A 25,072-nucleotide genomic window follows, 5' to 3' on the forward strand; every position below is an offset into this window, starting at 1 on the left:
GTTATCAAAAGCCGCGACGTCGTTTGACCCATCCGCGGCCTGCATCGTAAATGCCCTCCAGTGCGAACAGACTGCGTCGCAGCGCGCGTCCGATGGCATAGGATAGCGCGGTGGATCCCGGTTGCGGCAGGGCAATCAGATGGAGATTCTCGTAACTACGCCCCGTTATGTCGGAGATGCCGTCCCTCTGGGTGACGATTGACGTGCTGATAGCTAGTACAGTCAGCGTCTTGGACAGGGTGCGTGCATACCAGCGGTCAATCGCGCGGTTGCGGGTAAGCCATTTCCAGATGGTGCGCTCAGTGGGAAGTTTGGCCAGTAGGGTGGAGTAGGCGCTTTCGTTGACGATATAGGCATGTGCTGCATTACACCCATAGATTTCGCATAGCTCATAGTGCTTTGGGAGTTGTAAGCGCTTCATGAATGGTCCGATGGGGTCTGTGTAGCCGAGATAGCAGATGTCCCATTGGAGCGTATCCAGGGCTTGTTCAATTGGGGTGAGTAGGTCGTCGAAGTCAGGCTCAAGCTGGATGTCGTCTTCGAGGACAAGTACTCTTTTCCAGCTGTTTCTCGACGCATGCTCGATTGCTGAGCGGTGCGAAAGCGCGCAGCCGGCGCGGCCCGCCCAGGTCTTGTCGCGCTTGTGACCGTGGAAGAAGGGTTTCTCTCCAAAGCCAGGAAGGGCGACGCCCTTCACTGCGGACAAGCGTGTGGGTACCAGAGGGCGTAGTCGATCTGCGGCCTGATCCAGGAAGCTCTGCCACCGATCGGTGCGCTCGTCGAGGTTGATGACCAAGACGCCGTCGGCAAGGCGCGATGCAGCGCTCATCCCTGTTCACTCCAGTACTTTGACAGCCATGGGGCAGGGCGGATGTAATGGTGCGGCTTTCCGTCGGAGTAGCCAGTGATCGCCTCTGCTGGGTCAGGTCGCCCATGAAAGACCAGAATCCGGCAGTCTGGCGCAACTTTTGGAGTGACGAACAGATTCAGTGGGAAGATGGGGCGGCAGTTCCACTTGTAGCTCTGCACCCACTCTTCGGGCCACCAGTTCACCTTCTTCATTGCGTGGGTGAGGAAGGCTTGCTCAGTGTTGAATATACGACGGTCTTCTGCTTGCGCCATTTCGCGCAGAAAGGTCTCATACACCTCGTTAGATTTCCCCGCATCGAAGCGGAAAACCGACGAGTTGCCCACCGCAGGGCGACGGCCGAGCAGCTCTTTGCGGCGGCTCACCCAGTTGTGGATGATGCAGTACTCGCCCGGCTTGTAGTCGAAGAAACAATCGAGCTTGCCCATGATGATTAGGTCAACATCCATGAACAGGGTTGGGCCCTGCAGGTTGCCAAAGCCGTCTTGAAGCACCATGAGCTTGACGAGGATGTCGGGCCAGCCGCGCTTGACGCCCGGATTTTCTGGAAACGGGATAATGCGGATAGCGGGGTCGAGGCCTGTAGGGTCGTCGGTGCAGCAGTGGAAAAGAAAGGGGCGGTCCAGGTTTCTCGAAACCGAACGGTAGAGGGTATTGACGTAGTGCGCGCCGTAGCGTGTGCCCCATTTGAGGCAGAGGATGTTCACCGGGTCTGGGCGAGTGGTCACGAGCAGTCGCTTCCTTTGTTGTCTCTGGGCTGTCTTGGATATCCGGTCAGGCTTGAGTATAGCGACAGGGTCGCCGATTGCATTTCGTCCAGCAGGTAACGGTAACTGGGGCCAACCGTGGCGTTCAGTCCGGTAAGTGCGTGTTTGATGCTGCGGGCAGCGCCCTCCACGTCCCCCTTCGCCACCGCCCCCTGCGGAAACAGCTCCGCCAGAATTTCCGCCACCCCCCCGTGCGCATACCCCACCACCGGCCGCCCCATCGCCAGCGGCTCGAGCACCGTGCGCCCGAACGACTCCGGTGTGCTCGACAGGCTCAGCACGCAGTCCGAGATCGCATAGATTTCGCGGACGTCGCTTCGATGCCCGGTAAACACGATGCGCTCACCCAGCCCTTCGGCCTGCACGCGCTCGCGGATTTCCTTCGCGTAGCCGGGCCGCTTCGGGTCATCGCCGCCGACGATCAGCCCGACCACGTCCAGTCCGTCCGCGACCAATTTGCCGGTGAGGGTGATGAAGTCGTGATGTCCCTTCAGCCGCGTGAGCCGCCCCGGCAGCGTCAGCACCTTGCGCTGGCCGATCCGGGGGAACTCGGCGTGGAAGCGCACCAGCCACTCTGAAGATGGCTGGTAGTCGCGTGGAAACTCCGCCGGGTCGATGCCGCGCGGGATCACCGTGATGCGGTCATCGGTGAGATGCGGCCAGCGCGCCGGCGGGTAATGCGTGCGGATGTAGTCGCGCACCGTGTCGCTGACCGCGATCACGCGCTCGCCAGCGCACATGATGGCGCTGTAGCGGCTCACCGAGTGCATGCCGTGCACCGTGGTGACGAAGTGCGGTCGGGCGCTTTCCGGCATGCCCCGCCAGGCGAGCCAGGCCACCCAGGCGGGCAGGCGCGAGCGCGCGTGCACGATGTCGAAATGCTCGACCTCGAAAAGCCTGCGCAGCGCGCGGTACTGCAGGAAGGTGGTCGGCGATTTGCGCCCGAGGTCGAGCATGATGTGGCGCGAGCCCTCGCGCTGCAGCGGCTCGACCAGCCGCCCGCCCTTGGACAGCACCACTGATTCATGCCCGGCCGCGACCAGCGCGCGTGCGATCTCCAGCGTGCCGCGCTCGACGCCGCCGCTGTCGAGCGCAGGGAGCAGTTGCAGGACCTTGAGGGGCTTCATTTACGCTTCAACCCTCGAAGAGGTCCGTGTGCGTGCCGGTGCGGACGAAGGTGATCTGCTTTTCGTCGGCGGTGTAGATGAGCAGGAAGTCGCCGCCAACGTGGCATTCGCGGTGATCGGCCCAGTTGCCCTTGAGCGGGTGGTCGAACCACTCGGGGCCGAGCGGGGCGTCGTTGGCAACGAGCAACAGCATGACCTCCTTGAGCCGCTTGAGGTCGAAACGGCCGGAGCGGCTGAGTCGTTCCCAGTCCTTGTGGAAGGCTTTGCTGAAATCTGCCGCGCGCGGCAGCGATGCCCGCTTGGTTTTAGCGGGCTTTTTCGAGCGCATCGAACAGGGCGTCGGTCGATTCGAAACGTGCCTGGCGCGCCTTCATCATGGCGCGTGCCTCTTCCATGGCGGCGCGCGTTTCGGCGTTGGGGACCTTGAGCTCGAGGGGAAAGGCCTGGTCGTTGACGACGCGCTTCAGGAAGATGCGCACGGCGTCCGACATCGACAGGCCCATGGCGGCCAGCGCCTCGGTGGCCTGGGTCTTGGTGTCGTCGTCGACGCGGATGTGGAGCATTGAACTCTGTGCCATGGCTTCCTCGTTTGCTGTGTGCGGATTATGTATCGCATATGAGATGCGATCAAGGCGCGTGGTTCCTTTCCGAGGGGTTCCGTGGCCTCAGTATTCCGGCTTTGGCAGCCTGGCCACGAGCGCATCCCACGCGATCGACACGCCGGGCAGCACGCCGATGGGGGTTTCGTCCTTCAGCTCGTAGATCTCCGGACGGCCGTACTGGCTGTTTTCGAGCAAATAGACCGTCAGCGTGCGGTCGCCCGGATGGACCAGCCAGTATTCGCGCACGCCGGCGCGCTCGTAGGTGCGGCGTTTGGCGATCTGGTCGTGGGCGGCCGTGCTGGGGGAGAGCACCTCAAGCAGCCAGTCGGGCGCACCACGTATGCCGCGGCGGTCGATCTTGGCCGGGTCGCACACCACCAGCACGTCGGGCTGGACCACGGTGTCGATGGCGTCGTCGGCCTCGTCCTTGCGCGGCAGGCGGACGTCGACCGGGGCGATGTAGGGGCGGCAGGGCTGGCCGTCGAGCTGGCTGCGAAGCTGGTAATAAACGTCGCCCGCGACTTCCTGATGCTCGATGAGCGGCGCGGGCGCCATCAGGAAAGCTTCGCCGTCGATGAGCTCGTAGCGTGCGTCGTCCGGCCACTTGAGGTAGTCGGCGTAGGTGTGGTGCTTTTCCTCTTTCAGTGCGAGACCCATGGCGGTGCCCCTGGCGGGTTGCGACGATGTCCGTATTCTAGGCGATCGTGCCGCGCGCTATTGCGGCCATCGAGACAGGACCGCGTCCGCGACGCGGTCGGCCTCGCGCAGAGGCGTTGGCGGCGTGTGCAGCCGGCCCTCACGCTGCCAGCCCGCGAAAGGCGTAACGAAACCCTCCTGCTGCAGCTGCGCCACCCCGGCCGTGATTCGCGTCTCGCCCAGCCGCGGCACCGCGAGCAGGCCGGTGGCGGCGCCGGCGGTCAGGCTCTCGTACACCATGGATACGCTGTCTTCCGTCACCCAGGCCTGGGCACTGCGCGCCACCTGCGCCATCGCCCAGCCGGGCGGGGTGTCGGCCACCGGCCGCACGTCGACCCCGCGTTCGCGCAGGGTGAGCAGGGCGGCTTCCGTTTCGGCCGGCGTGCGCCGCGAGGTGGTGAGGGTCCACCGCATACCGGGCGTGGCGGCGAGGATGGCGTCGATCTGGGTGAGCAGGCCGGGGGTGTTCCAGCCGTGGTGTTTCGATGGACCGCCGATCAGGAACAGACCCGTGTCGGCCTCGCGCTCGGCGCTGGGACGGGCGGTGTTGAGCACGCCGCGGGTGGCGAGGACATTGGTGCGGGCGGGCGGCTTGTCGTGCTGCGGGATCACGCACAGATCGAACCAGCCCAACGGCAGGCTGGGCCGCATCAGCGCGACCAGCTTGCCGCCGCGTGCGCGCCGGGCGGCGAGGCCGGCGAGGTGGGTGCGGTGGCCGGCGACGAGGATCAGGTCCGGGGCGGGCAGGTCTGCGCCGGCTGGGAAGCGGCCGCTCAGCCAGTGCCACAACGCGCTGCGACCCGCCGGTGCTTCGATCCAGTGCGCGTCGATCGCCACGCGCGCTGCCAGCGCCTGCGCCAGCCCCTGCAGCTGGCTGCGGTGGCCGGGCTTGTTGTCGGTGATGAGCCAGAGGGTGAGCATGTCAGGGCGACCTCAGCGGTTGAACCACTTCAACACCACCCCCCAACGCTCGACGTCGATCCGCGTCACCTGCCCGCAGCCGAAGTCGAGCCCGATCCAGCGTTCGGGCGGCATGCCCAGCAGGTGCCCGGCGATTGCGCGCAGCGGCCCGCCATGGGCCACCACGACGAGTCCATGTTCACCATTTCCGGCTCCGGTCACCTCCTCCAGCCACGCCAGTACCCGTGCCGCCATCTCGCGCGGCGACTCGCCGCCCGGTGCGCGAAAGCCGAGCGGGTCCGCTGCCCAGTCGTCGATCGCGCTACCGATGTCGGCGAAGTTGCGGCCCTCCCAGTCACCGAAGTGGATCTCCTTGAGGCGCTCATCCTCGCGCGGCGTGCCGAGCGCTTCGGCGAGCAGGCGTGCGCGCGCGAGCGGGCTTGTGTGCAGGGCGAAGGTTTCGGGCAGCAGCGGGCGCAGGCGCTCGGCGACGGTGGCCGGGCATTCGGCAAGGCCAAGGTCGGTCTGGCCATAGCAGATGCCGGGCGCGACAGCGGGACGGGGGTGGCGGATGAGATGGAGTTGCACCGGAAGGCTCAGCGTAGGGCTGGACTGAGGGTGGTCGTGACGATGCCCACATAGCAGGCAAGCTCGGTCACCTGCTGCACGGCGCCGAGCAGGTCGCCGGTGTGCCCGCCCAGACGGCGCAGGCAGAGGCGGGCGAGCCATACGGTGAGGAGCGCCGCCAGGCTCAGCGCAGCCAGCGCCGGCAGCGGTGCGAGCAGCACCAGGGCGGGCAGCAGGCCACAGGCGGCGGCGATGGCGAGGTCGTTGCGGCCGAGGCGGCGCACCACCGCAGCCGCCTTGCTGCCATCGTCGCTGCGCGCGTAGGGCAGGGCGTGCAGCACCGCCGTGGCGGCCAGGCGTGACAGCGCGTGGGCCACGAACAGGGCAATCGCAGCGGCAGCGGGGCTGGCGCTAGCCAGCTCGATCAGCGCCGCAGCCTTGGCGAGCAGCATCAGCACCAGGCCGATGGCGCCATAGCTGCCGATGCGCGAGTCCTTCATGATCGCCAGGATCTGCGCCTTGTCCCAGCCGCCGCCGAGACCGTCGCAGCTGTCGGCGAAGCCGTCTTCGTGGAAGGCGCCGGTAAGGCGGATCGTCACTGCCATGGACAGGATCACCGCCAGGCTGGCCGGGAGGAACTGGGCGAACAGCAGCAGGCTTGCCGCACCTGCGCCACCCACCACCCAGCCCACCAGCGGCAGCCAGCGTGCGGCGTGGGTGAGGCGCTCCGGTGCCCACGCCACCCAGCCCGGCACCGGGATGCGGGTGAAGTAGCCGAGGGCGATGCAGAACAGTTCGAGCTGCGTGCGCATCGGGCTTCAGCTCTGGTCGCTGACGCCAGCCGACTCGAAGCTCGCCATTTCGTTGAGGAAGTTGACCGCCGCCTGCACCAGCGGGAAGGCGAGCGCTGCGCCCGTGCCTTCGCCCAGGCGCAGGTCGAGCTCCATCAGAGGCTCGACCTGCAGGAAGTCGAGCTGCACGCGGTGCCCCGGCTCCTGCGATCGGTGGGCGAACACGCAGTAGGCGAGGATGCGCGGATCGATGGCGTAGGCGACAAGCAATGCCGAGGTGACGATGAAGCCGTCGATCAGCAGCAGCATGCGCTTTTCGGCCGCGCCGAGCATGGCGCCGGCCATCATCGCGATCTCAAAGCCACCGTACTCGGCCAGCACTGCCAGCGGATCGCTCGGCCGGCCGCCGCGCTCGAGCGCTTGCGCCAGCAGGCTGCGCTTGCGGAAAAGGCCGGCGTCATCCAGCCCGGTGCCGCGGCCGGTGACGTTGTAGAGCTCGGCGTCGTGGTCGGCGCCCACCAGGCAATGGGTGATCAGGGACGCCGAGGCGGTGTTGCCGATCCCCATTTCGCCGAAGCCGATGCAGTTGCAGCCGTTGCCGGCGAGTGCATGGGCGATGCCGCGCCCACGCTCGAGGGCGGCATCGCGCTGCGCCGGCGTCATCGCCGGGCGGTCGATGTAGCTCGCCGTTCCGGGGCCGATCTTGGCGTCGATCAGGCCTGGGCGCTTGCCGAACTCATGATTCACGCCTGCGTCGACCACGCTCAGCCCCAGCCCCATCTGGCGGCTGAAGACGTTGATCGCGGCCCCACCGGCGAGGAAGTTCTCCACCATCTGCCAGGTCACGTCCTGCGGGTAGGCCGATACCCCGGCGCGTGCCGCGCCATGGTCGCCGGCAAAGACGACGATGTGCGGTTGGTGCAGCTCGGGGGCAGGCGTCTGCTGCACCAGTGCGATCTGCAGCGCGAGCGCCTCGAGCCGCCCGAGCGCGCCCACTGGCTTGGTCTTGCGGTCGATCTTGTGCTGGATGGCGGCGCTGAGCAGGGTGTCGGGCTGGGAGAGCTGGAAGTTCATGATTTACGGATGCCGGGTCGCGGGCCTGCCGGATGCAGACGGAATGAGCGCGAGTTTAGCCGTCCTTGAGCACCAGCGGCAGCCCTGCAGCGACGAACACCACGCGTGGGCACGCTGCCGCAACCGCTTGGTTGAGTCGGCCCGCCTCGTCGCGGAAGAGCCGGCCAAGCGCGGTCTCGGGGACCAGCCCCAGGCCAACTTCGTTGGCGACGAGGATGATGTGCCCCGGCAGGGTCGGCAGCACGGCCAGCAATGCGTCGCGTTCGCGGCGGAAGGCAGGCAAGTCTTCGGCGCTCGCGCCCGGGGGCAGGTGGTGGGCATCGGTGAACAGGTTGCTCAGCCACAGCGTCAGGCAGTCGACCACCAGGCAGTGCCCGGGGGCGGAGGCCTCGCGCAGCGTGTCCGCGAGCGCAATCGGCGCCTCCACCGTGCGCCAGCCGGCGGGGCGGTCGGCCTGGTGGCGCCGGATGCGCGCAGCCATCTCCGCATCCAGCGCCTCGGCGGTGGCGATCACCGTCACCGCCAGCCCCGACGCCGCCGCCCGGCGCTCGGCCTCGCGGCTCTTGCCGGAGCGGGCGCCACCGAGGATCAGTTCGCATGTCATTGTTCTGGCGGGTCCTTGTGTAGGGAACGTCTGTATCTTATTGCAGTGCACGATACCGCCCCGTACGGTATCATCCGCGCCGACTGCCCCGGAAGGGGCAACGCGTTATCGGTGCCCACGGGCGTTTCTCGCCCAGGGTTAAACGGGAAACAGGTGCGCGGCCCCTCGCAAAAGAGGCCGCAATGCCTGTGCTGCCCCCGCAACGGTAAGTGCGCGCAAGGTGGGTCATGCAGCCACTGGGTCCTCGACCCGGGAAGGCGATCCATCCGTCCGGCTCTGCCGGCACAGCGCACGAGCCCGGAGACCGGCCGGAGCGCGAAATGGCGGATGTGCCGCGGGGTGGCGGCGACGGGCGTGGTGGTTTCTCTTTCTGCTCTCTTCGGTTCTACCTGGGTCGCGGTGCGTCCATGTGCTGGATGGCTTGTCGCATGCGGGGACGCATTGCGCAGCTCAGGGAGTCTTTTCGATGAATCTGCGTTATTCCCAACTTGGCCTCTGTGTTGGCGGCCTGGCGTCGGCAGTCCTTGCCGTGCCGGTCTACGCTCAGGAGCACATTGCACCGACGGTTGTCGTTACCGCAACGCGTCAGCCGGTCAAGGCCAACGAACTGCTCGCCGACGTCACCGTGATCGATCGCGCCCAGATCGAGCGCGCCGCGGCATCCAACGTCGTCGATCTGCTTAGCCGTCAGCCCGGTGTCCAGTTTGCCCGCAATGGTGGTCCCGGCGCATCGGTCAGCCTCTACCTGCGGGGCACGAAACCGGATCAGACCAAGATTCTGGTCGACGGTGTCCCGTTCAACTCCACGGCCTTGTCGGGTTCGTCGCTGCAGTACCTGTCGCTCAACAACGTAGAGCGTATCGAGATCGTCCGTGGGGCCGCGAGTGCGATCTACGGTGCGGACGCCATTGGCGGAGTAATCAACATCATCACCCGCACGGCTGAGCCCGGGCTGCGCCTGGACGGATATGCCGGTGCTGGCAGTCGGGATACGCGTCAGGGCGATCTGGCAGTGTCGGGCGGGGATGAGCGGTGGCGCTTCCGCCTTCACGTCAACTCGCTGAACACCGATGGCTTTTCGTCCCGCAGGGGCGCCAGCAATCGCGATGCGGATGACGATCGTTACCGCAACGAGGGCTATGGTGGTGCGCTGTCCTTCCATCCTGCCGAGGGGCACGAAGTGGGCGTTTCCTTCCTTGAACAGTCGGGAACGGTGCAATATGACAGCTTTGGCGGTAGCGGCAACTTCGATGACCGTGCGAGCTTCAAGACCTCGGTATTCAACGCATTCGTCCGTAACCGCCTGACCTCGTCGTGGTCCAGTCGCCTGTCGTATGGGCGCACCGACGAGGATCGTGCGGACTACAGCGAGCCCGCGCCCTGGGATCCTTTGGGCATCACCCGGCGGGAGAGCACCAACGAGACCTTGAGTTGGCAGAACGACATCGCGCTGCCGATCGGGACGGGACTTGTCGTGGTCGAACGCTTCGAGCAGGTGGCGCGCCCGCGCGAGACCTTCGCCGAGGGAAATGTGCAGATCGACTCTCTTGGCCTGGGCTGGACTGCCGATCTGGGGCCACATAGCTGGCAGGCAAATGTCCGCCACGATGACCATAGCCGCTACGGGGACAAGCTTACCGGCGGGGTGTCCTACGGCTATCAGCTTGCGCCCGACTTGCGTGCAAGCGCAGGCGTCAGCAAGGCATTCAAGAGTCCGAGCCTTGACCAACTCTACAACGTCTCCTATGGCAATCCGGACCTGAAGCCGGAAAATGCGCTTAATCGCGAACTGGGGCTGACCTGGGCAAGCGGTAACCAGCTGGTTACCGCGACCTATTTCATCAACACGATCGAGGACATGATCGGCTGGAGCGGCGGCTACGCGAACGTAGACAAGGCCAGGATCCGTGGCCTCACGCTCGCCTATGCGCTCAACGTCGATGGTTGGGACTTCGCAGCCAACGCGGACTTCCTCGATGCAAAGGACCGCACGACCGGGTTCCGGCTGGGGCGGCGTGCCAAGCAGTCGATGAATGTCTCTGCCACGCGAACGATTGGGGCATGGACGCTTGGTGGGGAGTGGGCGCTGGTCGGGTCGCGGTACGACACCAACTTCGAAACCAACCGGCTCGGCGGCTACGGACTCGTTAACCTGACCGCACGCTATGCAATCGATCGCGACTGGTCAGTCGAGGCGCGCGCAGACAATGTGTTCGACAAGCAGTATGAGACGGCGCGTGGCTATGGAACACCGGGTGCTGGCGTGTTCATCGGTGTGCGCTATGCGCCGCGCTGAGTCCTGAAGTCGCGCATTCGGGGGCCCGGCCATGTCATGTCGTCGCCGGCACGTGCTTTCGCTGATCGCGCTTGCAGCGCTGGGCTGCGGCGCATTGTTCGCAGCGCTGGTGGCGGGTGAGATTCCGATGGGGCTTGCAGATGTTGCTGCCGCTTTGAGTGGCGCGCAGCATCTGCAGGCCGCCATCATCCTCGAGCTCCGCCTCCCGCGCGCCGTCGCGGCGTTCGTCAGTGGCGGCCTGCTCGCCACCGCGGGTGCGCTCATGCAGGTGCTGCTGCGCAACCCGCTTGCCGACCCCTACATCCTTGGCATCTCGGGTGGGGCGGCGGTGGGGGCGCTGGGAGCAATCACGCTCGGGGCAGCGGCGTTCTGGATCGATGCGATGGCCTTTGCCGGTGCGCTCACGGCGATGCTGGTGGTGTTCGGCCTGGCGCACGGCGACGGCAGCTGGACGCAGACGCGGCTGTTGCTCACCGGCGTCATCGTCGCAGCCGGCTGTGGCGCGGCGGTGTCGATGATGCTGGCGCTGGCATCGGATACGCGGGTGATGCCGATGCTGTTCTGGATGATGGGCGACGCCAGCGCGGCGGCGCGGCCGTGGCCGGCAGTGGTCGTGCTGGTACTGGCGCTGCTGGCGGTGATGCCGTTCGCGCGCGATCTGAACGTGCTCGCGCGTGGCGAGCTTACGGCGCGTGCGCTCGGCGTGCGCGTGCAACGGCTGCGCATCGTGCTCTACGTGCTGGCCTCGCTGCTTACCGCCACCGCGGTCACGCTGGTTGGCTCGGTGGGTTTCGTTGGCCTCATCGTGCCGCACCTGGTGCGGCTCGTCCTCGGCAATGACCAGCGCGTGCTCATCCCCGCGGCGGCGCTGGTGGGCGGCACCCTGCTCACCCTGGCCGACACCGCGGCGCGAACCATGCTGGCGCCGCAGCAACTGCCGGTGGGCGTGCTCACTGCGATGATCGGCGTGCCGGTGTTCCTGTTCCTGCTTTCGCGCAGTCCGCGCAGCAGCACATGAACGCTGCTCGCCGCCTGCCCGTCGATGCCGCGCCCTTGCTCGAGGCCGAACGCCTCGCACTGCAGGTGGGAGAGCGCTGGCTGTGTTGCGAGTTCAGCCTGAGCCTGGCCGCGGGCGAGTGCCTGGTGCTGCTCGGGCCCAATGGCGCTGGCAAGACCACGCTGTTGCATACGCTCGCCGGTCTGCGCGAGCCCACGGTGGGGCAGGTGCGCCTGGGCGGCCTGCCGTATGCGGCGTGGCCTGCACTCGAGGCCGCGCGCTATCGCGGTTTGCTCGCCCAGCAGCAGCCCGACCCCTTCGCCGCCGGTGTGCTTGAGACCGTGCTGGTGGGGCGCCACCCGCACCTCGGGCGCTGGGGCTGGGAGGGCGCGGAGGATGTTGCGATCGCGCGCCGGACGCTGGCCGAGGTGGGGCTGGCGGGCTTCGAGCAGCGCGCGGTGCATACGCTGTCGGGCGGCGAGCGCCAGCGCGTGGCGATCGCCGCACTGCTGACGCAGGCGCCGCGGCTGTTCCTGCTCGACGAGCCGCTCAACCACCTCGACCTGCACCACCAGATCGCCACACTCGAGCTGTTCCAGCGCCTGGTGCGCGAGCCTGGAACGGGGCGCGGCAGCGTGATGGTGCTGCACGACATCAACCTTGCTGCACGCTATGCCGACCACATCATCCTGCTCGATGGCCGCGGTGGGGTGATTGCCGGGGACCGCGACACTGTGCTGCGTGCCGACCTGCTTGGCCAGGCTTTTGGTCACCCGTTGCGCCGCATCGAGCACGAAGGGCGGGTGGTGTTCCTGCCGGACTGAGGTGCCCCGGCGAGTGAAGCCGTTGAAGCTGATGCAGAGGCCGAGCGCGTCTGCCCGGATGCGCGCCACAGAAGGCGCCTTAGCCTGTGGCCGAGCGTGCATTGCGCGTCGTAAGGACGTACGCTCTCGCCCTCTGGACGCGACCTGGCACGCCGGGCTGCGTCATCGACATGAAGCTGGACGCATTTGACCTCGCCGCAGGGGTGAAGGCGGCGGCCGGTATGGAGCAATTGACATGACTATTCCCGATCTTGCCGTTCATCGTCCCGGTCCCCAGCCCGGCTGGGTGTATCTGGTGGGGGCAGGCCCTGGTGATCCGGAGCTGTTCACGCTGCGCGGTGCGCGTCTGGTGGCCGGGGCGGATGTTGTCGTGTACGACAACCTCGTTAGCCCAGCCATCGTCGAGCTCGCGCCTGCCGCGGCGGAGCGTATCTACGTCGGCAAGAAGGCCGCCGACCACTCGCTGCCTCAGGACGAGATCAACCAGCTGCTGCTGGAGCTCGCGCAGCAAGGCAAGCGTGTCGTGCGCCTGAAAGGCGGCGACCCCTTCATCTTCGGTCGTGGGGGCGAGGAGATGGAGGTGCTGGTCGATGCGGGCATCCCGGTCGAGGTCATCCCTGGCGTAACCGCGGCGGCGGGTGTCGCCGCGTACGCGGGCATTCCACTCACTCACCGCGACCACGCCCAGTCCGTGGTGTTCGCAACCGGCTTCCTCAAAGAGGGCAAGGTCGATCTCGACTGGCCGATGCTGGCGCGTCCGCATCAGACTGTGGTGATCTACATGGGCATTTCGCGGTTGGCCGATATCTGTGCACAGTTCGTCGCCCACGGCCTGCCGCCGGAGACGCCGGCAGGGGTCATTGAGCGCGGTACCACGCACGCCCAGCGCGTGGTGGTGGGTAACCTCGCGACACTGGCGCAGCGTGTGCTGGAAGAAGGTGTGCGCCCGCCCTCGCTGACGGTGATCGGCAGCGTGGTCGGCCTGTATCCCAAGCTCGCCTGGTTCGAACCCCAGGACCAGCCCAAGTCCTCGCCGCTGCCGCATGCCGGTTGCGCCGTGGTGCACGGCAAGGGCGCAGCGTGAGCGCTGCAGGTGGGCGCGCCTGCCCGGCGCTGCTCGTTGCCGCACCGGCCTCCGGCCAGGGCAAGACCACCATCACCGCGGCGCTTGCGCGCATGCACACCCGGCTCGGACGGCGGGTGCGGGTGTTCAAGTGCGGGCCGGACTTCCTCGACCCGCAGATCCATGCGGTGGCGAGCGGGGCTCCGGTGCATAACATCGATCTCGGCATGTGCGGCGAGGCCGACATTGCTGCGCGCCTGTACGCTGCCGCCGGCGAGGCAGACCTGATCCTGGTCGAAGGCGTGATGGGGCTCTACGATGGCACCCCTTCCGCCGCCGACATTGCACGCCGTTTCGGGATCCCGGTGATGGCCGTGATCGACGCACGCGCGATGGCGCAGACTTTCGGCGCCGTCGCACACGGCCTGGCGCACTATCAGCCGGGACTGCCCTTTGCGGGTGTACTTGCCAACCACGTCGGTAGCGCGCGCCATGCCGACATGCTGCGTGCGGCGCTGCCTGCGGGCATGCGCTGGTTCGGCGCAGTCATGCGCGACGCCGAGGCTGCGCTGCCCGAGCGCCACCTTGGCCTGCTGCAGGCCGCGGAGATCGCCGACCTGGACGAGCGCCTCGACCGCCTTGCCGATCATCTGCAGCAGACGGGCGCGGCCGCGCTGCCGCCCGCGGTGAATTTTCCACCAATGGCGCTGCCCGCCCCCCCGCCGCTGCTGGCGGGGCGGCGCATCGCCATTGCTCGCGACGCTGCCTACGGCTTCATCTATCCGGCCAATCTTGACACCTTGCGCGCACTGGGTGCCGATCTGGTGTTCTTCTCCCCGCTCGCGGGCGAGACGCTGCCGGCGGGCAGCGCCGCGGTATGGTTGCCCGGTGGCTATCCCGAGCTGCATGGCGCGGCGCTGGCGGCCAACGTGCGCCTGCGCGCCGACCTCCATGCCCACGTGGCGGCCGGACGGGCGCTGCTTGCCGAGTGCGGTGGCATGATGAGCCTGCTCGAAGCTGTGGTGGACAAGGCAGGCGTCGAGCACGCCTTTGCCGGCGTGCTGCCGGGGCGGGCGATCATGCAGCAGCGTCTGGCTGCGCTTGGCATGCAGCAGGCGGACCTGCCCGAAGGGCGTATCACCGGTCACACCTTCCACTATTCGAAGACCGTGACACCGCTCGAGCCCTGGCTGCATGCGCAACGGCCGGATGGCGGCGAGGGCGAGGCGGTGTATCGGCTCGGCTCGATTACCGCCTCCTACATGCATTTCTGGTTCCCTTCCAACCCGACCGCCGTTGCGGCCCTGCTGGCTGGCAACGCCCGCGCGGCGTAGGCACGTCGCGCCGCCCGATGGCGTGCCGTAGGAGCGACGCAAGTCGCGAGCCTTTCGTCGTCCCGCCACCCCCATCGCCTTCAGCCCCTCGCGGCTGGCGCCGCTCCTACGGGGGGCGCACGCGGTGTGCTGTAGGAGCGACGCAAGTCGCGAGCCTTTCGTCGCACCCGCCCACCCCCATCGCCTTCAACCCCTCACGGCTGGCGCCGCTTTCCACCGAACAGCGCGGTAAGGGCGATTGCCGGGGGCTGGTCATCCGGGCGTACCCAGCGCTCTCGCGGCGGCTTCCGCGATCGCGCCTGCGAGCCGCGCCATCACCGGGGACTGTACCTGCCAGTGGTGCCAGTAAAGCACCACCTCCTCACGTTGCGGGGCGAGGTCGATCAGCTCGCCGCGCGCCAGGTGGGCGCGGGCCTGGATCTCGGGGATGAAGCCGTAACCCAGGCCGGCGACCGCGAAGGCCATGAAGCCCTCGGAAGAGGGCACGACGTGGTGAGGGTACTGCCCGGTATCCAGCCCGAAGTGACGCTGCAGGAAGGCCTCGTGCATGTCGTCGTTGCGGCCAAAGATGATCGCCGGCGCGTGCGCCAGCGCGCTGCGGCTGAGGCCGCGCGGGAACCAGCGTGCGCGGAAGGCCGGCGAGGCGGCGCACAGGTAAGGCATCTCGCCAAGCCGGATCGCTGCGCAGCCGCGCATCGGATCCGGGCGGGTGGAGACGCAGCCCAGTACCTCGCCGTCGGCCAGCAGGGCATGAGTGTGATCCTGGTCGTCCACCACGCAGTCGAGGACCAGGCCCTCTTCACGGACCACCTCGGCGACGGCGCCTATGAACCAGGTTGCGAGCGAGTCGGCGTTGACGCCAACCGCAAGCCGCATCGGGCCGTGGCGCTGTCCCGGCTCCAGGGCGCGTCGCGCTTCGGTCTCCATCAGTCGTAGCTGGGCGAGGTAAGGCAGCAGGCGACGGCCGGCCGGCGTCGGGCGCACCGGCTTGCTGCGCACCAGCAGCACCTGGCCGAGTTCGGCCTCCAGCAGCTTCACCCGTTGCGACACCGCGGACTGGGTGAGCGCCAGGCGGCGCGCGGCACGCTCAAAGCCGCCTTCCTGCAGCACGGCTTCGAAGGCGAGCAGGCGATGGTCGATCATTAGCAGTTTTTGTCGAAAATGAATTAAATCGATTTTACTTAATCGTGCGTTTCTGCGGCGCTACATTGGGTCATTGCGGTGCTGCACCGCTCGCTGCATACAAAGGATCGCGCGGGCGCTGCCGCCGACCCATAACGACAACGGAACGCATCATGAGCAATGTCTACTTCAACGGCTTCATCCTCACGCTCGGCCTGATCATGGCGATCGGTGCGCAGAACGCCCACGTGCTGCGCCAGGGGCTGCGCGGCGAGCACGTGCTGCTGACCGTGAGCGTGTCGGCACTGTGCGACATGGCGCTGATCCTGGTCGGCATCGCAGGGCTTGGCAGCCTTTTCGTCGCCAGCCCGGACCTGATGGCAATGGCGCGCTACGGTGGCGCCGCATTCCTGCTCTGGTACGGTGGCCGCGCCCTGCGCTCGGCGCTGCGCGGGGGGCGGGAAATGAACCTCGCCGAGCACAAACGCATGTCGCGAGGCCAGGCCCTGCTCGCGGCGGCCGGTTTCAGCCTGCTCAACCCGCACGCCTATCTCGATACCGTGGTGCTGCTCGGCTCGATCGGTAGCCAGCAGGCGGAGGATCTGCGTCCGCTTTTCGCCGCCGGTGCGATCAGTGCGTCGATCGTGTGGTTCGTGCTGCTCGGCTACGGTGCGCGTCTGCTCGTGCCGCTGTTCTCCCGTCCGCTGGCGTGGCGCGTGCTGGACGGGCTGGTCGCCCTGATGCTGTGGGGGATCGCCGCATCGCTGCTGCTGGCATAGGGTGAGACCGGGGCGGCCGCTATAATCGTGGCCTTGGCGCCTGCTGCGCCGCTCTCGTCCAGGATCTCGCCGTGTCCGAACGTCTCACCGTTGCCCTGCAGTACGTCCTGCCCAAGCGTCTGCTTACCCAGCTTGCCGGCAAGCTGGCCGGTCTCGAGGGCGGACGCGTGACCACTGCCGTCATTCGCTGGTTCATCAAGCGCTACGGCGTGGATATGGCCGAAGCGGCCAATCCCGACCCGGCAAGCTACGCCAGCTTCAACGCCTTTTTCACCCGCCCGCTGCGCGAAGGTGCGCGGCCGCATGCCGAGGCCGACTTCGTGTGCCCGGTGGATGGTGCGATCAGCCAGTTCGGGCCCATCGAGCGCGACCAGATCTTTCAGGCCAAGGGGCACTTCTATTCCACCGCTGCGCTCGTGGGTGGCGACCGCAGCCTGGCTGCCTGCTTCGAGGACGGTGACTTCGCCACCCTGTACCTGTCGCCGCGCGACTACCACCGCATCCACATGCCCTGCGCGGGACGCCTCACCCAGATGATCTACGTGCCTGGCGAACTGTTCTCGGTCAATCCGGCCACCGCGCGCGGCGTACCGGGCTTGTTTGCGCGTAACGAGCGTGTGGTGTGCGTATTCGAGGGCGAGTTCGGGCCCTTCGTGATGGTGCTGGTGGGTGCGACCATCGTCGGCAGCATGGCGACCGTATGGCACGGCGTCGTCAATCCGCCGCGGCGGCCGGACATCGAGAAGCGCGCATACGCCGAGGGCGAGGTCGTGCTCGAGCAGGGCGCTGAAATGGGGCGTTTCCTGCTCGGTTCAACCGTGGTGATGCTGTTCCCGCGCGACGTGCTGCGCTTCAGTTCCGAGTGGGTCGCAGCGCGGCCGGTACGCATGGGCGAGGCCATGGCGCAGTGCAAGAAGGTTGAGGACTGAGCATCCTCGCTTGCACCGTCGCGGTGCGAGCCATGCTGCCCATGCACGCTGGTGAGGCATGCTGCAGGCGGGATATTGCGCTGCAATATTCTTGCAACGTCATTATGCTGTCAAAAAGATGCGCTAAAACAGGTGCTTGGCGCCTGCTGTCGGGTTACGGCAGAGGGTGCCGAAGCTGGCACGGTTGAAGCTTTGATAACTGTGCCTTTCCACAAGAGCATCAGGAGACAGATCATGCCCAGCCGTCCGATCCATCAGGTTCTCGCCGAGCGTCCCTTCGTCAGCGTCTCGGTCTTCAAGCCGGTGCGCGAAGTCACCCGCATGATGCAGGACCTGCACTGCAGCGCTGCCCTCATCACCGAGCATGGCGTGCTCACCGGCATCTTCACCGAACGGGACGCCACTTTCCGCGTGCTTGCCGCCGGCCTCGATCCCGACGCCACGCCGGTCGGTGAGGTGATGACCCACAACCCGCAGACGCTGACCGATGACAAGCCCTTCGGCCATGCCCTGCATCTGATGTTCGAGAACGGCGTGCGCCACGTGCCGGTAGTCGATGCCGACCGTCGTCCGCTTGGCGTGGTGACGGCGCGCGATGCGCTTGCGCTCGATGCCCTGGACTTCGGTTCCGAACTGGTGCGTCGCGAGGAAATCACCGTCATCCTCTGAGCGATCCGTGCTGCGGGGCGATCGCCCTGCAGCACGACTTCCCGGTTTCGCTTACAGCAGCCCCATGCGCTTTGCAGCTTCGCGCAGTTCGGCGCGGAAGTCGGGGTGGGCAATGCCGATCAGCGCTCGCGCGCGTTGCTTGGCGGTCTTGCCGCGAAGTTCGGCGACGCCATACTCGGTCACCACGTAGTTGATGTCGTTCTTGCTCGTGGTGACATGAGTGCCGGGCGAGAGCACTGGCGCGATCCGCGACACGGTGTCGTTCTTTGCCGTCGACGGCAGCACGATGAAGGCCTTGCCGTCCTTCGAGCGGTTGGCTGCGCGCACGAAGTCCACCTGGCCGCCGGTACCCGAGTAGGGCAGGTGGCCCAGGCTCTCCGAGCCGCACTGGCCGAGCAGGTCGATCTGCAGCGTGGCGTTGATCGCGCACAGCTTGTCGTTGCGCGCTGCGATGTAGGGGTCGTTGGTGAAGTCCACCGGGTGCATCTCGACCGCCGGGTTGCGATGCAGGTGGCGATACAGGCGCCGCGAGCCGAGCGCAAAGGTGGCAACCGTCTTGCCCGGCATGAAGGTTTTCTGGCGGTTGGTGACGGCGCCGGATTCGATCAGCGACAGGATGCCGTCGCCGATCATCTCGGTGTGGATGCCGAGGTCGCGCTTGTGCTGCAGCTGCATGACGACCGCGTCGGGGATGCCGCCGTAGCCGATCTGCAGTGTGGCGCCGTCGTCGATGAGGTCGGCGACGTACTTGCCGATGGCTTCCTGTACCGGGCCGATCTGCGGCAGGCCGACCTCGAACAGCGCCTCGGCGCTTTCGACCAGGCCGGTGACCTGCGAGATGTGGATGTGGCAGTTGCCGTTGGCGAACGGCACGTTCGGGTTCACTTCGAGCAGCACCACGCGGGCGCGCCGGATCGCTGCCATCGTGTAGTCGGGCGCCAGCGCCAGGCTGAAGTAACCGTGCTCGTCCATCGGCGAGGCCATCGACACCACCACGTCGGCCGGCGACAGGCCGCGGTCGATCAGCATCGGCAGCTCGGAGAAGTAGGCGGGAATGAAGTCCACCCAGCCCGCCTGGCCACCGGCACGGGTGGCGCCGCCGAAGAAGTAGGCGTCGTGGCGGATGTTCGCGCGCGTCTCGGGGTCGAGGTAGGCAAACTTGCGCAGCGGCAGGATCTGGCTCACCGCGACGTTGCGCAGCGCGTTGCGGCGTTCGGACAGTGCGTGCAGCAGCGCGGGCGGCTCACCGACGCCGGTGGGTACGACCACCGTGTCGCCGTCGCGCACGAAGCCGGCGGCATCGGCGGGTGTCATGCGCCGTTCGAGATAAAGGGCTTGCGGCTCGGTCATGCTGTCCTCCGTGGCAACGGTGCTTTTAGTGGCGTAACCGCGGATTATACCGGGTTCCATACTGGTGCGTATGGATGCGATGTGGCGTCAGGCTGTCGCGCCTGTTTCGCTCATGCTTGGGGCAATCGCTGGGATGCGCAGTTCGAAGCAGCTGCCCCTGTCCTTTGTGCTGCTGGCCGTGAGGCTGCCGCCCAACACGTTGGCGACGGCGTTGAAGGCGATGTGCAGGCCCAGTCCGGTGCCGCCGCGCCCCTTGCGCGTGGTGAAGAAGGGTTCGAACACCTGCTCCAGTACGCTTGCGTCCATGCCTTGTCCATCATCGCTGACGGTCAGCCTGATGCGTCCGTCCTCAGCGCGGCGTGCGGCGATGACGATCGTGCCCTGCTCGCGATCTTCGAATGCGTGGATCAAGGCGTTGTTGATGAGGTTGGCCAGGACCTGCCCGAGCGGGCCCGGATAGCTGTCGAGTTCCAGGCCGGGCTGGATGTCGGTCTCGATCGAGAACGGCAGGCGTCTGATCGAGGGCCGCAGCGTGATGATGATCTCGTCGACGACCTCGTCGAGCATGAAGCGACGGCGCTGGGCACTCGACTGATCCACGGCGACCTGCTTGAAGCTGGTCACAAGGTCGGCGGCACGGCTCAGGTTCCGCGTTGCGATGTCTGCCGCCTGGTCTACGTTGAGCAGGAAGGCATCGAGGTCCGCGCGCCGCAGCCCGGCCTGCATGCAGCGGCGGAAGTCGCCGGCCTGCCCCTGCAGCGTGCTCACCGCCATCAGCCCGTTGCCGATCGGAGTGTTGAGTTCGTGGGCGACGCCGGCCACCAGGCCGCCGAGGGCCGCCATCTTTTCGGCGCGTACGAGTTCGTGCTGGGTACGCTCGAGCTCTGCCAGCGTGGCCTGCAGCGAACGGTTGCTTTCGGCGAGGGCCTCGGTGCGCTGGGCTACGCGCTGCTCCAGGTCGAGGTTGAGCGATTGCAGGTGCGCGGCCATCGCCTCAAGGTCGCCGGACAGGGCATTGAGCTCGACCACCGGGCCACGCGGCCAGTGGCCCTGCCTGCCGTGCGCTGTGTCGCGGGCCTGGGCAATGATGCTGTTCAGTGGCGCGAGCAGAAGCTGCGCGAGGCTGCGTGACAGCAGTACGCCGAGCAACAAGGCGATCGCGAACGCCGCCCCGATGGCGATCACCATACGGCTCACCCGTGGGTTGTCGAGGCCGGTCGGGGCAATGGTGACGAAGCGCCAGTTGAGGGCGTCCGAGAGCGCCAGCCCGGCGTGGTAGCGCTGCCCTTCGAAGTCGATGTAGGGGGGCAGGGGGGTGCCTGCAAGGCTGGCCTGCAGAAGCGGCAGGCCGTTGAGATTCATGCGTCGGGCACCCGGGCCGTGGCGGGACTCGGTGATGACCTCGCCACGGCTATCGATTACCCAGAGTGCGGCAAGGCGAGTGCTGCCGGTTTCTTCCAGGGTGCTCAATACGGCGTCGAGCGGCACCTCGCCGATCAGTACGTGCGAGTCACCGGCCGGTGTCGCGACGCCAACGGTGAGCACCCCCGAGAGCGCGGACAGGTAGGTGTCACTCCAGGTCGTGCTGCGGGTCGCCTGGGTTGCGCGCAACAAGGGGGTGGATGACAGATCGCTACCGAGGATCTCGCTGCGTAGCCGGCTCATCGACGAGTCCAGTCCTGCCGCTGTCACACGCCCGTTGGCATCGACGAGGTAAAGCGCTCGCAGCATCGGAGTGCGCGCGATGATCATGTCGAGGACGCCCGCGAATACCTCTGCGTCAACCAGAGCATGACTCTCGCCTACCACCTCCAGGCGCGACTCAAGAGCACCGAGCACGATCTGTGTGCGGTTGGCGTGGTCGTTGGCCTGCAACTGCACTTCGCGCTGGGTCTCATCTTCGAGGGCGGGAATGCTGATCGCGAGCAGGGCCGCTACCACCAGCACCACGACCATGACGGTCGTGGCGGCCATGATGGCAACGACGAAGCTGCGCAGCCGCCAGTTCCGGAGGGTCATTCAGCGCACCAGGACGAACTGGCCGTCGCGGATCTCTGCGAAATGGATCGGCCGCGTGCTGTCGCCGAAGGCGTCGATCTCGATCAGGTGCTGCAAGCCGGGGTAGGGGCCGTGGCGCAGGACGGCGTCCTTCACGGACTGCCCGCTCTTGCGCCGTTCCAGCGCCTGGAACAGCACGATGCCGGCATCGTAGCTGGCGATCGCGCTATAGCCGGGGTCGCGCTGGAAACGGGCCCGGTAGGCGTCGCGGAAGGCAGTGAAGCGAGGCGCTTCGTCGGTGCGATTGTGGGATTGCGCGATCAACAGTCCGTTCACGGCCTGGCCGCCGAGCTCCACCAGCTGTTCGCTTGCGGCCCATTCCGCGGCAGCGAGCGGCACGTTTGGTGAGAGCTTGCGCGTCTGTTGTGCCAGCCGCGCGACATCCACTGCATTGGCGATGAACAGCAGCCCATCGGGTTCGGTTTCGAGAAGGCGTGCGGCGACCTCGCTGAACATCGTATCTGCGGCGGATTCGAACTCGACCGCGGCAATGACCTCTCCGCCGTAGGCTGGGAACTGGCTGCGCAGTTCGGCGAGCCAGGACTCGGAGAATGCCCGGTTGCGTACGTCGTAAGCCACAGCCAGTCGGTGCAGGCCGCGTTCGGCGAGCACGCGGGCATAGTCTGCGGCATTGTCGCGCGTGCTGCGGTTGAGCCGGATCAGCATGTCGTCCTTGCCGACGAAGTGCATTGCCGTGATGACCGGGCTGAGGACAACGACGCCTGCTGCGTCGGCCAGCGGGAGGATGACATCGGCCATCGCGCTGGTGTACGGGCCGACAATCACCGCCGGGCGGGCACGGATCAGCGCTTGCATGGCTTGGTGAGCAGTGGCAGCGTCCTGGCCGTCGTCACCGACCAGCAGTTGCAGTGGACGGCCTCCGATGCCACCCGCCGCGTTGCGCTCCTCGATGGCAAGGGTGAGCGCATTGCGCGCCGCTTCGCCGGTGTCTGTGGTGCGATTGGAGAGGCCGGCGATGAAGCCAATCACGATCGGCTCGGGTTTGCCGCATGCGGCCAGCAAGGCCGCGAGCAGAAAGATGAGGATGCGTTGTACGCTCATGCGACTCTTGTCCGGTATGTCTGCAGCCACTGCAGGAGCGCATCGAGCGGCATCGGTCTCGCGTAGAGGTAGCCTTGCGCTTCGTTGCAGCCCATCGCGCGCAGGCGTTCGGCCTGGCATTCGGTCTCCACACCCTCGGCAAGCACCGCGATGCCAAGGCAATGGCCGAGGGGGACGATCATCTCCGCAATGCGGGCGCCGGGGCGGCAGCTGTCGAGCAGGGCGATGAAGCTGCGGTCGATCTTGAGCCGGTCCACCGGGAGCTGGTCGAGGTAGGACAGCGATGAAAAGCCGGTCCCGAAATCATCGATCGCGATCTCGACGCCCAGTGCCTTGACTTCGGCGAGAAGCGCGGACACCCGGGCCATGCCCATGACGGCCACTGACTCGGTGATCTCCAGTTCGAGCAGCCCTGGCGCCACCCCGCTCTCCTGCAGGGCGAGGCCGAGCTGTTCGGCATAGCTGCGGTCGCGCAGCTGAGCGGCCGAGACATTGATGGCCATGCGGATGTCGCTGAAGCCGGCGTGGTCGAGTTGCGCGAGTGCACCCAGCGCCGTGCGCATGACCCAGTTCCCCAGCAGGGTGATGATGCCGGAGCGCTCGGCTACCGGGATGAACTGGTCTGGCGGGACGAAGCTGCCATCGGCCCTGCGCCAGCGCAGCAGGGCCTCCACGCCGGTGACCCGTCCGCTTTCCAGTGAGAGCTGCGGCTGGAAAGCGAGAAAGAGCGCATCGCTGCCGAAGGATTGCTGCAGTTCGTGCAGCAGCCGGGTGTGCTGGCGCGATTCCAGCCCGATTGCCGAGGTGTAGAACTCATGCTCGCCCTGTCCGCGCGCCTTGGCGCGCTTGAGTGCGATGGATGCATCCTTGAGCAGTTCGGCCCCAGCGCTGGAGCCGGTGTCGGCTCGCACGAAGCCCATGCACGCCGACACCGGGCGCTCGATACCGTCGAACACGTAAGGGGTTTCGAATAGTGGTGCGAGGTGGGCGGGCGACACCAGGGTTTCGTCGCCGCAGATCGCGAACACATCGCCCGAGACCCGCGCGATCGTGCACGAGCCCGGCAGGGCCTTGCGAAGGCGGCTGGCGATGGCGCCAAGCAGGCGGTCGCCATAGACGTGGCCGAACATGTCGTTCGTCTCGGCAAACTGGTCGAGATCGATGAGGGCGATCGTGCAGCCCGCGAGGGCGTCGGCCTCGATCGCAGTGTCGAGGTGCTGGACGAAGGCGCTACGGTTGGGCAGACCCAGCAAGGGGTCGACAAAGGCGATCTCGCGCAGCCGGGTGACCAGTTCGACGTTGTCTGCGCACAGCGAGATGTTGGTGCAGAACACGCCGAGCAGTTCGCGATCGACGTCGCCCAGGGGTTCGGGTGAATCGATGAACACGGCATAGCGGGTATCCTCGTGGCCGGAAAAGCACAGCGTGACACTGGTTTCGGTTACGAGGTTGCGCTGTTCGCGCAGGCAGCGGGTGAGGTTCGAGATGATCTGCGGATCGCCGATCTCGGAGACGGGGTGCTGGACGAGGTGGCTGAAGCAGCCCGCCGCGGCGATGATCCTGAGTTGTTCTGCGGTCAGGCTGTCCGGGTCGCCGCTGGCGCTTGCGCACACCAGGCCCTCCGAGGGGATGCCGAACAGGCCGGCGATCTGGGTGATCACCCCGGCGGCGAAGCCCTGTACGCCGTCGTGCGCCATCAGGTGGTGGCTGGAGGCCACGATCTGCTCCAGGCCCCTGCGGCTCTCGTCGAGCTGACACAACTGCGCGTAGGAGCGGATTGCCGCGGTCAGCGAGGTAAACAGCTTGGTGCGAGTGAGTTCGCTCTTGGTCTTGTAGTCGTTGATGTCGTAGCGGCGGATCGTGTCGATCTCGGGCGCCTGGCCGGGCTGGCCGGTGCGCAGGATGATGCGCGTGTTGTGCAGGCCCAGTTCGCCGCGGATGCCTTCCACCGCGACGAGCCCGGCGTCGGAGGCCTCCATCACCACGTCGAGCAGCACGACCGCGACGTCGCGCTCGGCGCGCAACACTGCCATGCATTCCGCCGCCGAATGGGCGTGGAGCAAGCGCAGTGGGCGCTCCTCTATGTCCAGGCCGCGGAGGGCGAAACGGGTGCTCTCATGGACGTCCTCGTCGTCGTCGACGATGAGAACGGTCCAGCTGCGTCTTCCATGGGCCGGCGCAGGCCCAGGCAGAGGGGAGTCGTCGATGAACTCGACCAGATCGTCGCCATGAGGCCCCATGAGTCGTTCCGCCTGGATGAAGAAGCGCAAAGCGAATGCCCTCCACGGGTCCTGGTACGCGCAGTGCGTACCAGGACTCGTGTCAGGCGTGGATGCATCCTTGCTTCAATCTTAAACGGTCTCTGCAGGCGCTGCGAAGGGGGCGCCTGACAGCGATTACCCGGGGTGGGGCCCCCGGGGAGGTCAGCGGTTGCCGCTGCCGGGCTTGGCCGCGAACAGGGCCGGACGCTGGGCAGGTCGTCCGCTCGTGCCGCGGCCCTGCCCGTGCGGCGCGCGGTTGCCGTCTGCGCCTGGGGCGCGCCCGCTGTTGCCGCGGTTGCCATCGACATCGGGGCGGGGGGGGGGGCGGCGGG

General features: G+C 66.9%; 24 protein-coding genes and 1 riboswitch. Of the genes, 8 read left to right on the forward strand and 16 right to left on the reverse strand.

What is annotated here, in order from left to right:
* Window positions 1–4: 4 nt before the first annotated feature.
* The 11 genes from B447_RS15815 to cobU form a co-directional block, all read right to left on the reverse strand.
* On the reverse strand, window positions 5–829 hold the full coding sequence (locus B447_RS15815) for a glycosyltransferase family 25 protein (protein WP_002942635.1): 825 nt from the start codon (window positions 827–829) through the stop codon (window positions 5–7).
* Window positions 826–1,596 (reverse strand): hypothetical protein, encoded by a 771-nt coding sequence (locus B447_RS15820; RefSeq protein ID WP_002942638.1) that lies wholly within the window; start codon window positions 1,594–1,596, stop codon window positions 826–828. Before B447_RS15820 ends, B447_RS15815 begins: the two co-directional genes overlap by 4 nt.
* Window positions 1,593–2,762 (reverse strand): glycosyltransferase family 4 protein, encoded by a 1,170-nt coding sequence (locus B447_RS15825; protein WP_002942639.1) that lies wholly within the window; start codon window positions 2,760–2,762, stop codon window positions 1,593–1,595. Before B447_RS15825 ends, B447_RS15820 begins: the two co-directional genes overlap by 4 nt.
* 7 nt (window positions 2,763–2,769) lie before the next feature.
* Window positions 2,770–3,090, reverse strand: coding sequence for a type II toxin-antitoxin system YafQ family toxin (locus B447_RS15830; protein ID WP_002942641.1), 321 nt, complete (start codon window positions 3,088–3,090; stop codon window positions 2,770–2,772).
* Entirely contained in the window at window positions 3,068–3,340 is a 273-nt protein-coding gene (locus tag B447_RS15835) for a type II toxin-antitoxin system RelB/DinJ family antitoxin (protein ID WP_198291823.1), read from the reverse strand. The genes B447_RS15830 and B447_RS15835 overlap by 23 nt, the downstream gene beginning before the upstream one ends.
* A gap of 87 nt (window positions 3,341–3,427) precedes the next feature.
* Window positions 3,428–4,021 carry a Uma2 family endonuclease gene (locus B447_RS15840; protein WP_002942645.1) on the reverse strand — a complete coding sequence of 198 codons (594 nt, stop codon included), beginning with the start codon at window positions 4,019–4,021 and terminating at the stop codon, window positions 3,428–3,430.
* A 57-nt stretch (window positions 4,022–4,078) separates the two neighbouring features.
* Window positions 4,079–4,981, reverse strand: a complete 903-nt coding sequence (locus B447_RS15845) for a mitochondrial fission ELM1 family protein (RefSeq protein ID WP_002942647.1) — start codon at window positions 4,979–4,981, stop codon at window positions 4,079–4,081.
* Between the two features lie 12 nt (window positions 4,982–4,993).
* On the reverse strand, window positions 4,994–5,548 hold the full coding sequence (cobC, locus tag B447_RS15850) for an alpha-ribazole phosphatase family protein (protein ID WP_002942650.1): 555 nt from the start codon (window positions 5,546–5,548) through the stop codon (window positions 4,994–4,996).
* 8 nt (window positions 5,549–5,556) lie between these two features.
* Entirely contained in the window at window positions 5,557–6,339 is a 783-nt protein-coding gene (locus B447_RS15855) for an adenosylcobinamide-GDP ribazoletransferase (protein WP_002942652.1), read from the reverse strand.
* Window positions 6,340–6,345: 6 nt separating this feature from the next.
* The gene (gene cobT, locus B447_RS15860) at window positions 6,346–7,392 is read right to left on the reverse strand and encodes a nicotinate-nucleotide--dimethylbenzimidazole phosphoribosyltransferase (RefSeq protein WP_002942661.1); all 1,047 of its coding nucleotides are present in this window, start codon (window positions 7,390–7,392) and stop codon (window positions 6,346–6,348) included.
* A gap of 55 nt (window positions 7,393–7,447) precedes the next feature.
* Window positions 7,448–7,996 carry a bifunctional adenosylcobinamide kinase/adenosylcobinamide-phosphate guanylyltransferase gene (gene cobU, locus B447_RS15865; protein ID WP_002942663.1) on the reverse strand — a complete coding sequence of 183 codons (549 nt, stop codon included), beginning with the start codon at window positions 7,994–7,996 and terminating at the stop codon, window positions 7,448–7,450.
* A 92-nt stretch (window positions 7,997–8,088) separates the two neighbouring features.
* Window positions 8,089–8,322, forward strand: a riboswitch (cobalamin riboswitch).
* A gap of 140 nt (window positions 8,323–8,462) precedes the next feature.
* Here cobU and B447_RS15870 point away from each other — a divergent pair.
* The 5 genes from B447_RS15870 to B447_RS15890 all read left to right on the forward strand — a co-directional run bounded on the left by B447_RS15870 (window position 8,463) and on the right by B447_RS15890 (window position 14,510).
* Window positions 8,463–10,292 carry a TonB-dependent receptor domain-containing protein gene (locus B447_RS15870; RefSeq protein ID WP_002942665.1) on the forward strand — a complete coding sequence of 610 codons (1,830 nt, stop codon included), beginning with the start codon at window positions 8,463–8,465 and terminating at the stop codon, window positions 10,290–10,292.
* A gap of 31 nt (window positions 10,293–10,323) precedes the next feature.
* Window positions 10,324–11,310, forward strand: a complete 987-nt coding sequence (locus tag B447_RS15875) for a FecCD family ABC transporter permease (protein WP_002942667.1) — start codon at window positions 10,324–10,326, stop codon at window positions 11,308–11,310.
* Window positions 11,307–12,113 (forward strand): ABC transporter ATP-binding protein, encoded by an 807-nt coding sequence (locus B447_RS15880; protein ID WP_002942672.1) that lies wholly within the window; start codon window positions 11,307–11,309, stop codon window positions 12,111–12,113. The genes B447_RS15875 and B447_RS15880 overlap by 4 nt, the downstream gene beginning before the upstream one ends.
* A gap of 235 nt (window positions 12,114–12,348) precedes the next feature.
* Window positions 12,349–13,197 (forward strand): uroporphyrinogen-III C-methyltransferase, encoded by an 849-nt coding sequence (gene cobA, locus B447_RS15885; RefSeq protein WP_002930826.1) that lies wholly within the window; start codon window positions 12,349–12,351, stop codon window positions 13,195–13,197.
* Window positions 13,194–14,510, forward strand: a complete 1,317-nt coding sequence (locus tag B447_RS15890) for a cobyrinate a,c-diamide synthase (RefSeq protein ID WP_002942675.1) — start codon at window positions 13,194–13,196, stop codon at window positions 14,508–14,510. The genes cobA and B447_RS15890 overlap by 4 nt, the downstream gene beginning before the upstream one ends.
* 252 nt (window positions 14,511–14,762) lie before the next feature.
* Here the strand turns inward: B447_RS15890 and B447_RS15895 are convergent, their stop codons facing one another.
* Window positions 14,763–15,653 carry a LysR family transcriptional regulator ArgP gene (locus B447_RS15895; RefSeq protein ID WP_002942676.1) on the reverse strand — a complete coding sequence of 297 codons (891 nt, stop codon included), beginning with the start codon at window positions 15,651–15,653 and terminating at the stop codon, window positions 14,763–14,765.
* 152 nt (window positions 15,654–15,805) lie between these two features.
* On the opposite strand from B447_RS15895, the gene B447_RS15900 reads away from it, so the two are divergent.
* The 3 genes from B447_RS15900 (at window position 15,806) to B447_RS15910 (ending at window position 18,009) form a co-directional block, all read left to right on the forward strand.
* Window positions 15,806–16,411, forward strand: a complete 606-nt coding sequence (locus B447_RS15900) for a LysE/ArgO family amino acid transporter (protein WP_002942677.1) — start codon at window positions 15,806–15,808, stop codon at window positions 16,409–16,411.
* Between the two features lie 71 nt (window positions 16,412–16,482).
* Window positions 16,483–17,340, forward strand: coding sequence for an archaetidylserine decarboxylase (gene asd, locus B447_RS15905; RefSeq protein ID WP_002930833.1), 858 nt, complete (start codon window positions 16,483–16,485; stop codon window positions 17,338–17,340).
* 234 nt (window positions 17,341–17,574) lie between these two features.
* Entirely contained in the window at window positions 17,575–18,009 is a 435-nt protein-coding gene (locus tag B447_RS15910; protein ID WP_002942689.1) for a CBS domain-containing protein, read from the forward strand.
* 51 nt (window positions 18,010–18,060) lie between these two features.
* On the opposite strand, the gene B447_RS15915 is transcribed toward B447_RS15910, so the two are convergent.
* The 4 genes from B447_RS15915 to B447_RS15930 form a co-directional block, all read right to left on the reverse strand.
* Window positions 18,061–19,359 (reverse strand): acetyl-CoA hydrolase/transferase family protein, encoded by a 1,299-nt coding sequence (locus B447_RS15915; protein WP_002942699.1) that lies wholly within the window; start codon window positions 19,357–19,359, stop codon window positions 18,061–18,063.
* A gap of 87 nt (window positions 19,360–19,446) precedes the next feature.
* Window positions 19,447–21,378, reverse strand: a complete 1,932-nt coding sequence (locus B447_RS15920) for a sensor histidine kinase (protein ID WP_002942707.1) — start codon at window positions 21,376–21,378, stop codon at window positions 19,447–19,449.
* Window positions 21,379–22,479, reverse strand: coding sequence for an ABC transporter substrate-binding protein (locus B447_RS15925; protein WP_002942710.1), 1,101 nt, complete (start codon window positions 22,477–22,479; stop codon window positions 21,379–21,381). It abuts the gene before it with no gap.
* Window positions 22,476–24,719, reverse strand: a complete 2,244-nt coding sequence (locus tag B447_RS15930; RefSeq protein WP_232431647.1) for a GGDEF/EAL domain-containing response regulator — start codon at window positions 24,717–24,719, stop codon at window positions 22,476–22,478. Before B447_RS15930 ends, B447_RS15925 begins: the two co-directional genes overlap by 4 nt.
* Window positions 24,720–25,072 lie beyond the last annotated feature (353 nt).

This window comes from Thauera sp. 27, assembly GCF_000310125.2.
GTDB lineage: Bacteria > Pseudomonadota > Gammaproteobacteria > Burkholderiales > Rhodocyclaceae > Thauera > Thauera mechernichensis.

What these genes read in the sequence shown, in the direction of transcription:
- B447_RS15815 (WP_002942635.1), bottom strand. Translation starts at nt 829, where the DNA reads ATGAGCGCTGCATCGCGCCTTGCCGACGGCGTCTTGGTCATCAACCTC.
- B447_RS15825 (WP_002942639.1), bottom strand. Translation starts at nt 2,762, where the DNA reads ATGAAGCCCCTCAAGGTCCTGCAACTGCTCCCTGCGCTCGACAGCGGC.
- B447_RS15830 (WP_002942641.1), bottom strand. Translation starts at nt 3,090, where the DNA reads ATGCGCTCGAAAAAGCCCGCTAAAACCAAGCGGGCATCGCTGCCGCGC.
- B447_RS15835 (WP_198291823.1), bottom strand. Translation starts at nt 3,340, where the DNA reads ATGGCACAGAGTTCAATGCTCCACATCCGCGTCGACGACGACACCAAG.
- B447_RS15840 (WP_002942645.1), bottom strand. Translation starts at nt 4,021, where the DNA reads ATGGGTCTCGCACTGAAAGAGGAAAAGCACCACACCTACGCCGACTAC.
- B447_RS15845 (WP_002942647.1), bottom strand. Translation starts at nt 4,981, where the DNA reads ATGCTCACCCTCTGGCTCATCACCGACAACAAGCCCGGCCACCGCAGC.
- B447_RS15855 (WP_002942652.1), bottom strand. Translation starts at nt 6,339, where the DNA reads ATGCGCACGCAGCTCGAACTGTTCTGCATCGCCCTCGGCTACTTCACC.
- cobT (WP_002942661.1), bottom strand. Translation starts at nt 7,392, where the DNA reads ATGAACTTCCAGCTCTCCCAGCCCGACACCCTGCTCAGCGCCGCCATC.
- cobU (WP_002942663.1), bottom strand. Translation starts at nt 7,996, where the DNA reads ATGACATGCGAACTGATCCTCGGTGGCGCCCGCTCCGGCAAGAGCCGC.
- B447_RS15870 (WP_002942665.1), top strand. Translation starts at nt 8,463, where the DNA reads ATGAATCTGCGTTATTCCCAACTTGGCCTCTGTGTTGGCGGCCTGGCG.
- B447_RS15875 (WP_002942667.1), top strand. Translation starts at nt 10,324, where the DNA reads ATGTCATGTCGTCGCCGGCACGTGCTTTCGCTGATCGCGCTTGCAGCG.
- B447_RS15880 (WP_002942672.1), top strand. Translation starts at nt 11,307, where the DNA reads ATGAACGCTGCTCGCCGCCTGCCCGTCGATGCCGCGCCCTTGCTCGAG.
- cobA (WP_002930826.1), top strand. Translation starts at nt 12,349, where the DNA reads ATGACTATTCCCGATCTTGCCGTTCATCGTCCCGGTCCCCAGCCCGGC.
- B447_RS15895 (WP_002942676.1), bottom strand. Translation starts at nt 15,653, where the DNA reads ATGATCGACCATCGCCTGCTCGCCTTCGAAGCCGTGCTGCAGGAAGGC.
- B447_RS15900 (WP_002942677.1), top strand. Translation starts at nt 15,806, where the DNA reads ATGAGCAATGTCTACTTCAACGGCTTCATCCTCACGCTCGGCCTGATC.
- B447_RS15910 (WP_002942689.1), top strand. Translation starts at nt 17,575, where the DNA reads ATGCCCAGCCGTCCGATCCATCAGGTTCTCGCCGAGCGTCCCTTCGTC.
- B447_RS15915 (WP_002942699.1), bottom strand. Translation starts at nt 19,359, where the DNA reads ATGACCGAGCCGCAAGCCCTTTATCTCGAACGGCGCATGACACCCGCC.
- B447_RS15920 (WP_002942707.1), bottom strand. Translation starts at nt 21,378, where the DNA reads ATGACCCTCCGGAACTGGCGGCTGCGCAGCTTCGTCGTTGCCATCATG.
- B447_RS15925 (WP_002942710.1), bottom strand. Translation starts at nt 22,479, where the DNA reads ATGAGCGTACAACGCATCCTCATCTTTCTGCTCGCGGCCTTGCTGGCC.
- B447_RS15930 (WP_232431647.1), bottom strand. Translation starts at nt 24,719, where the DNA reads ATGGGGCCTCATGGCGACGATCTGGTCGAGTTCATCGACGACTCCCCT.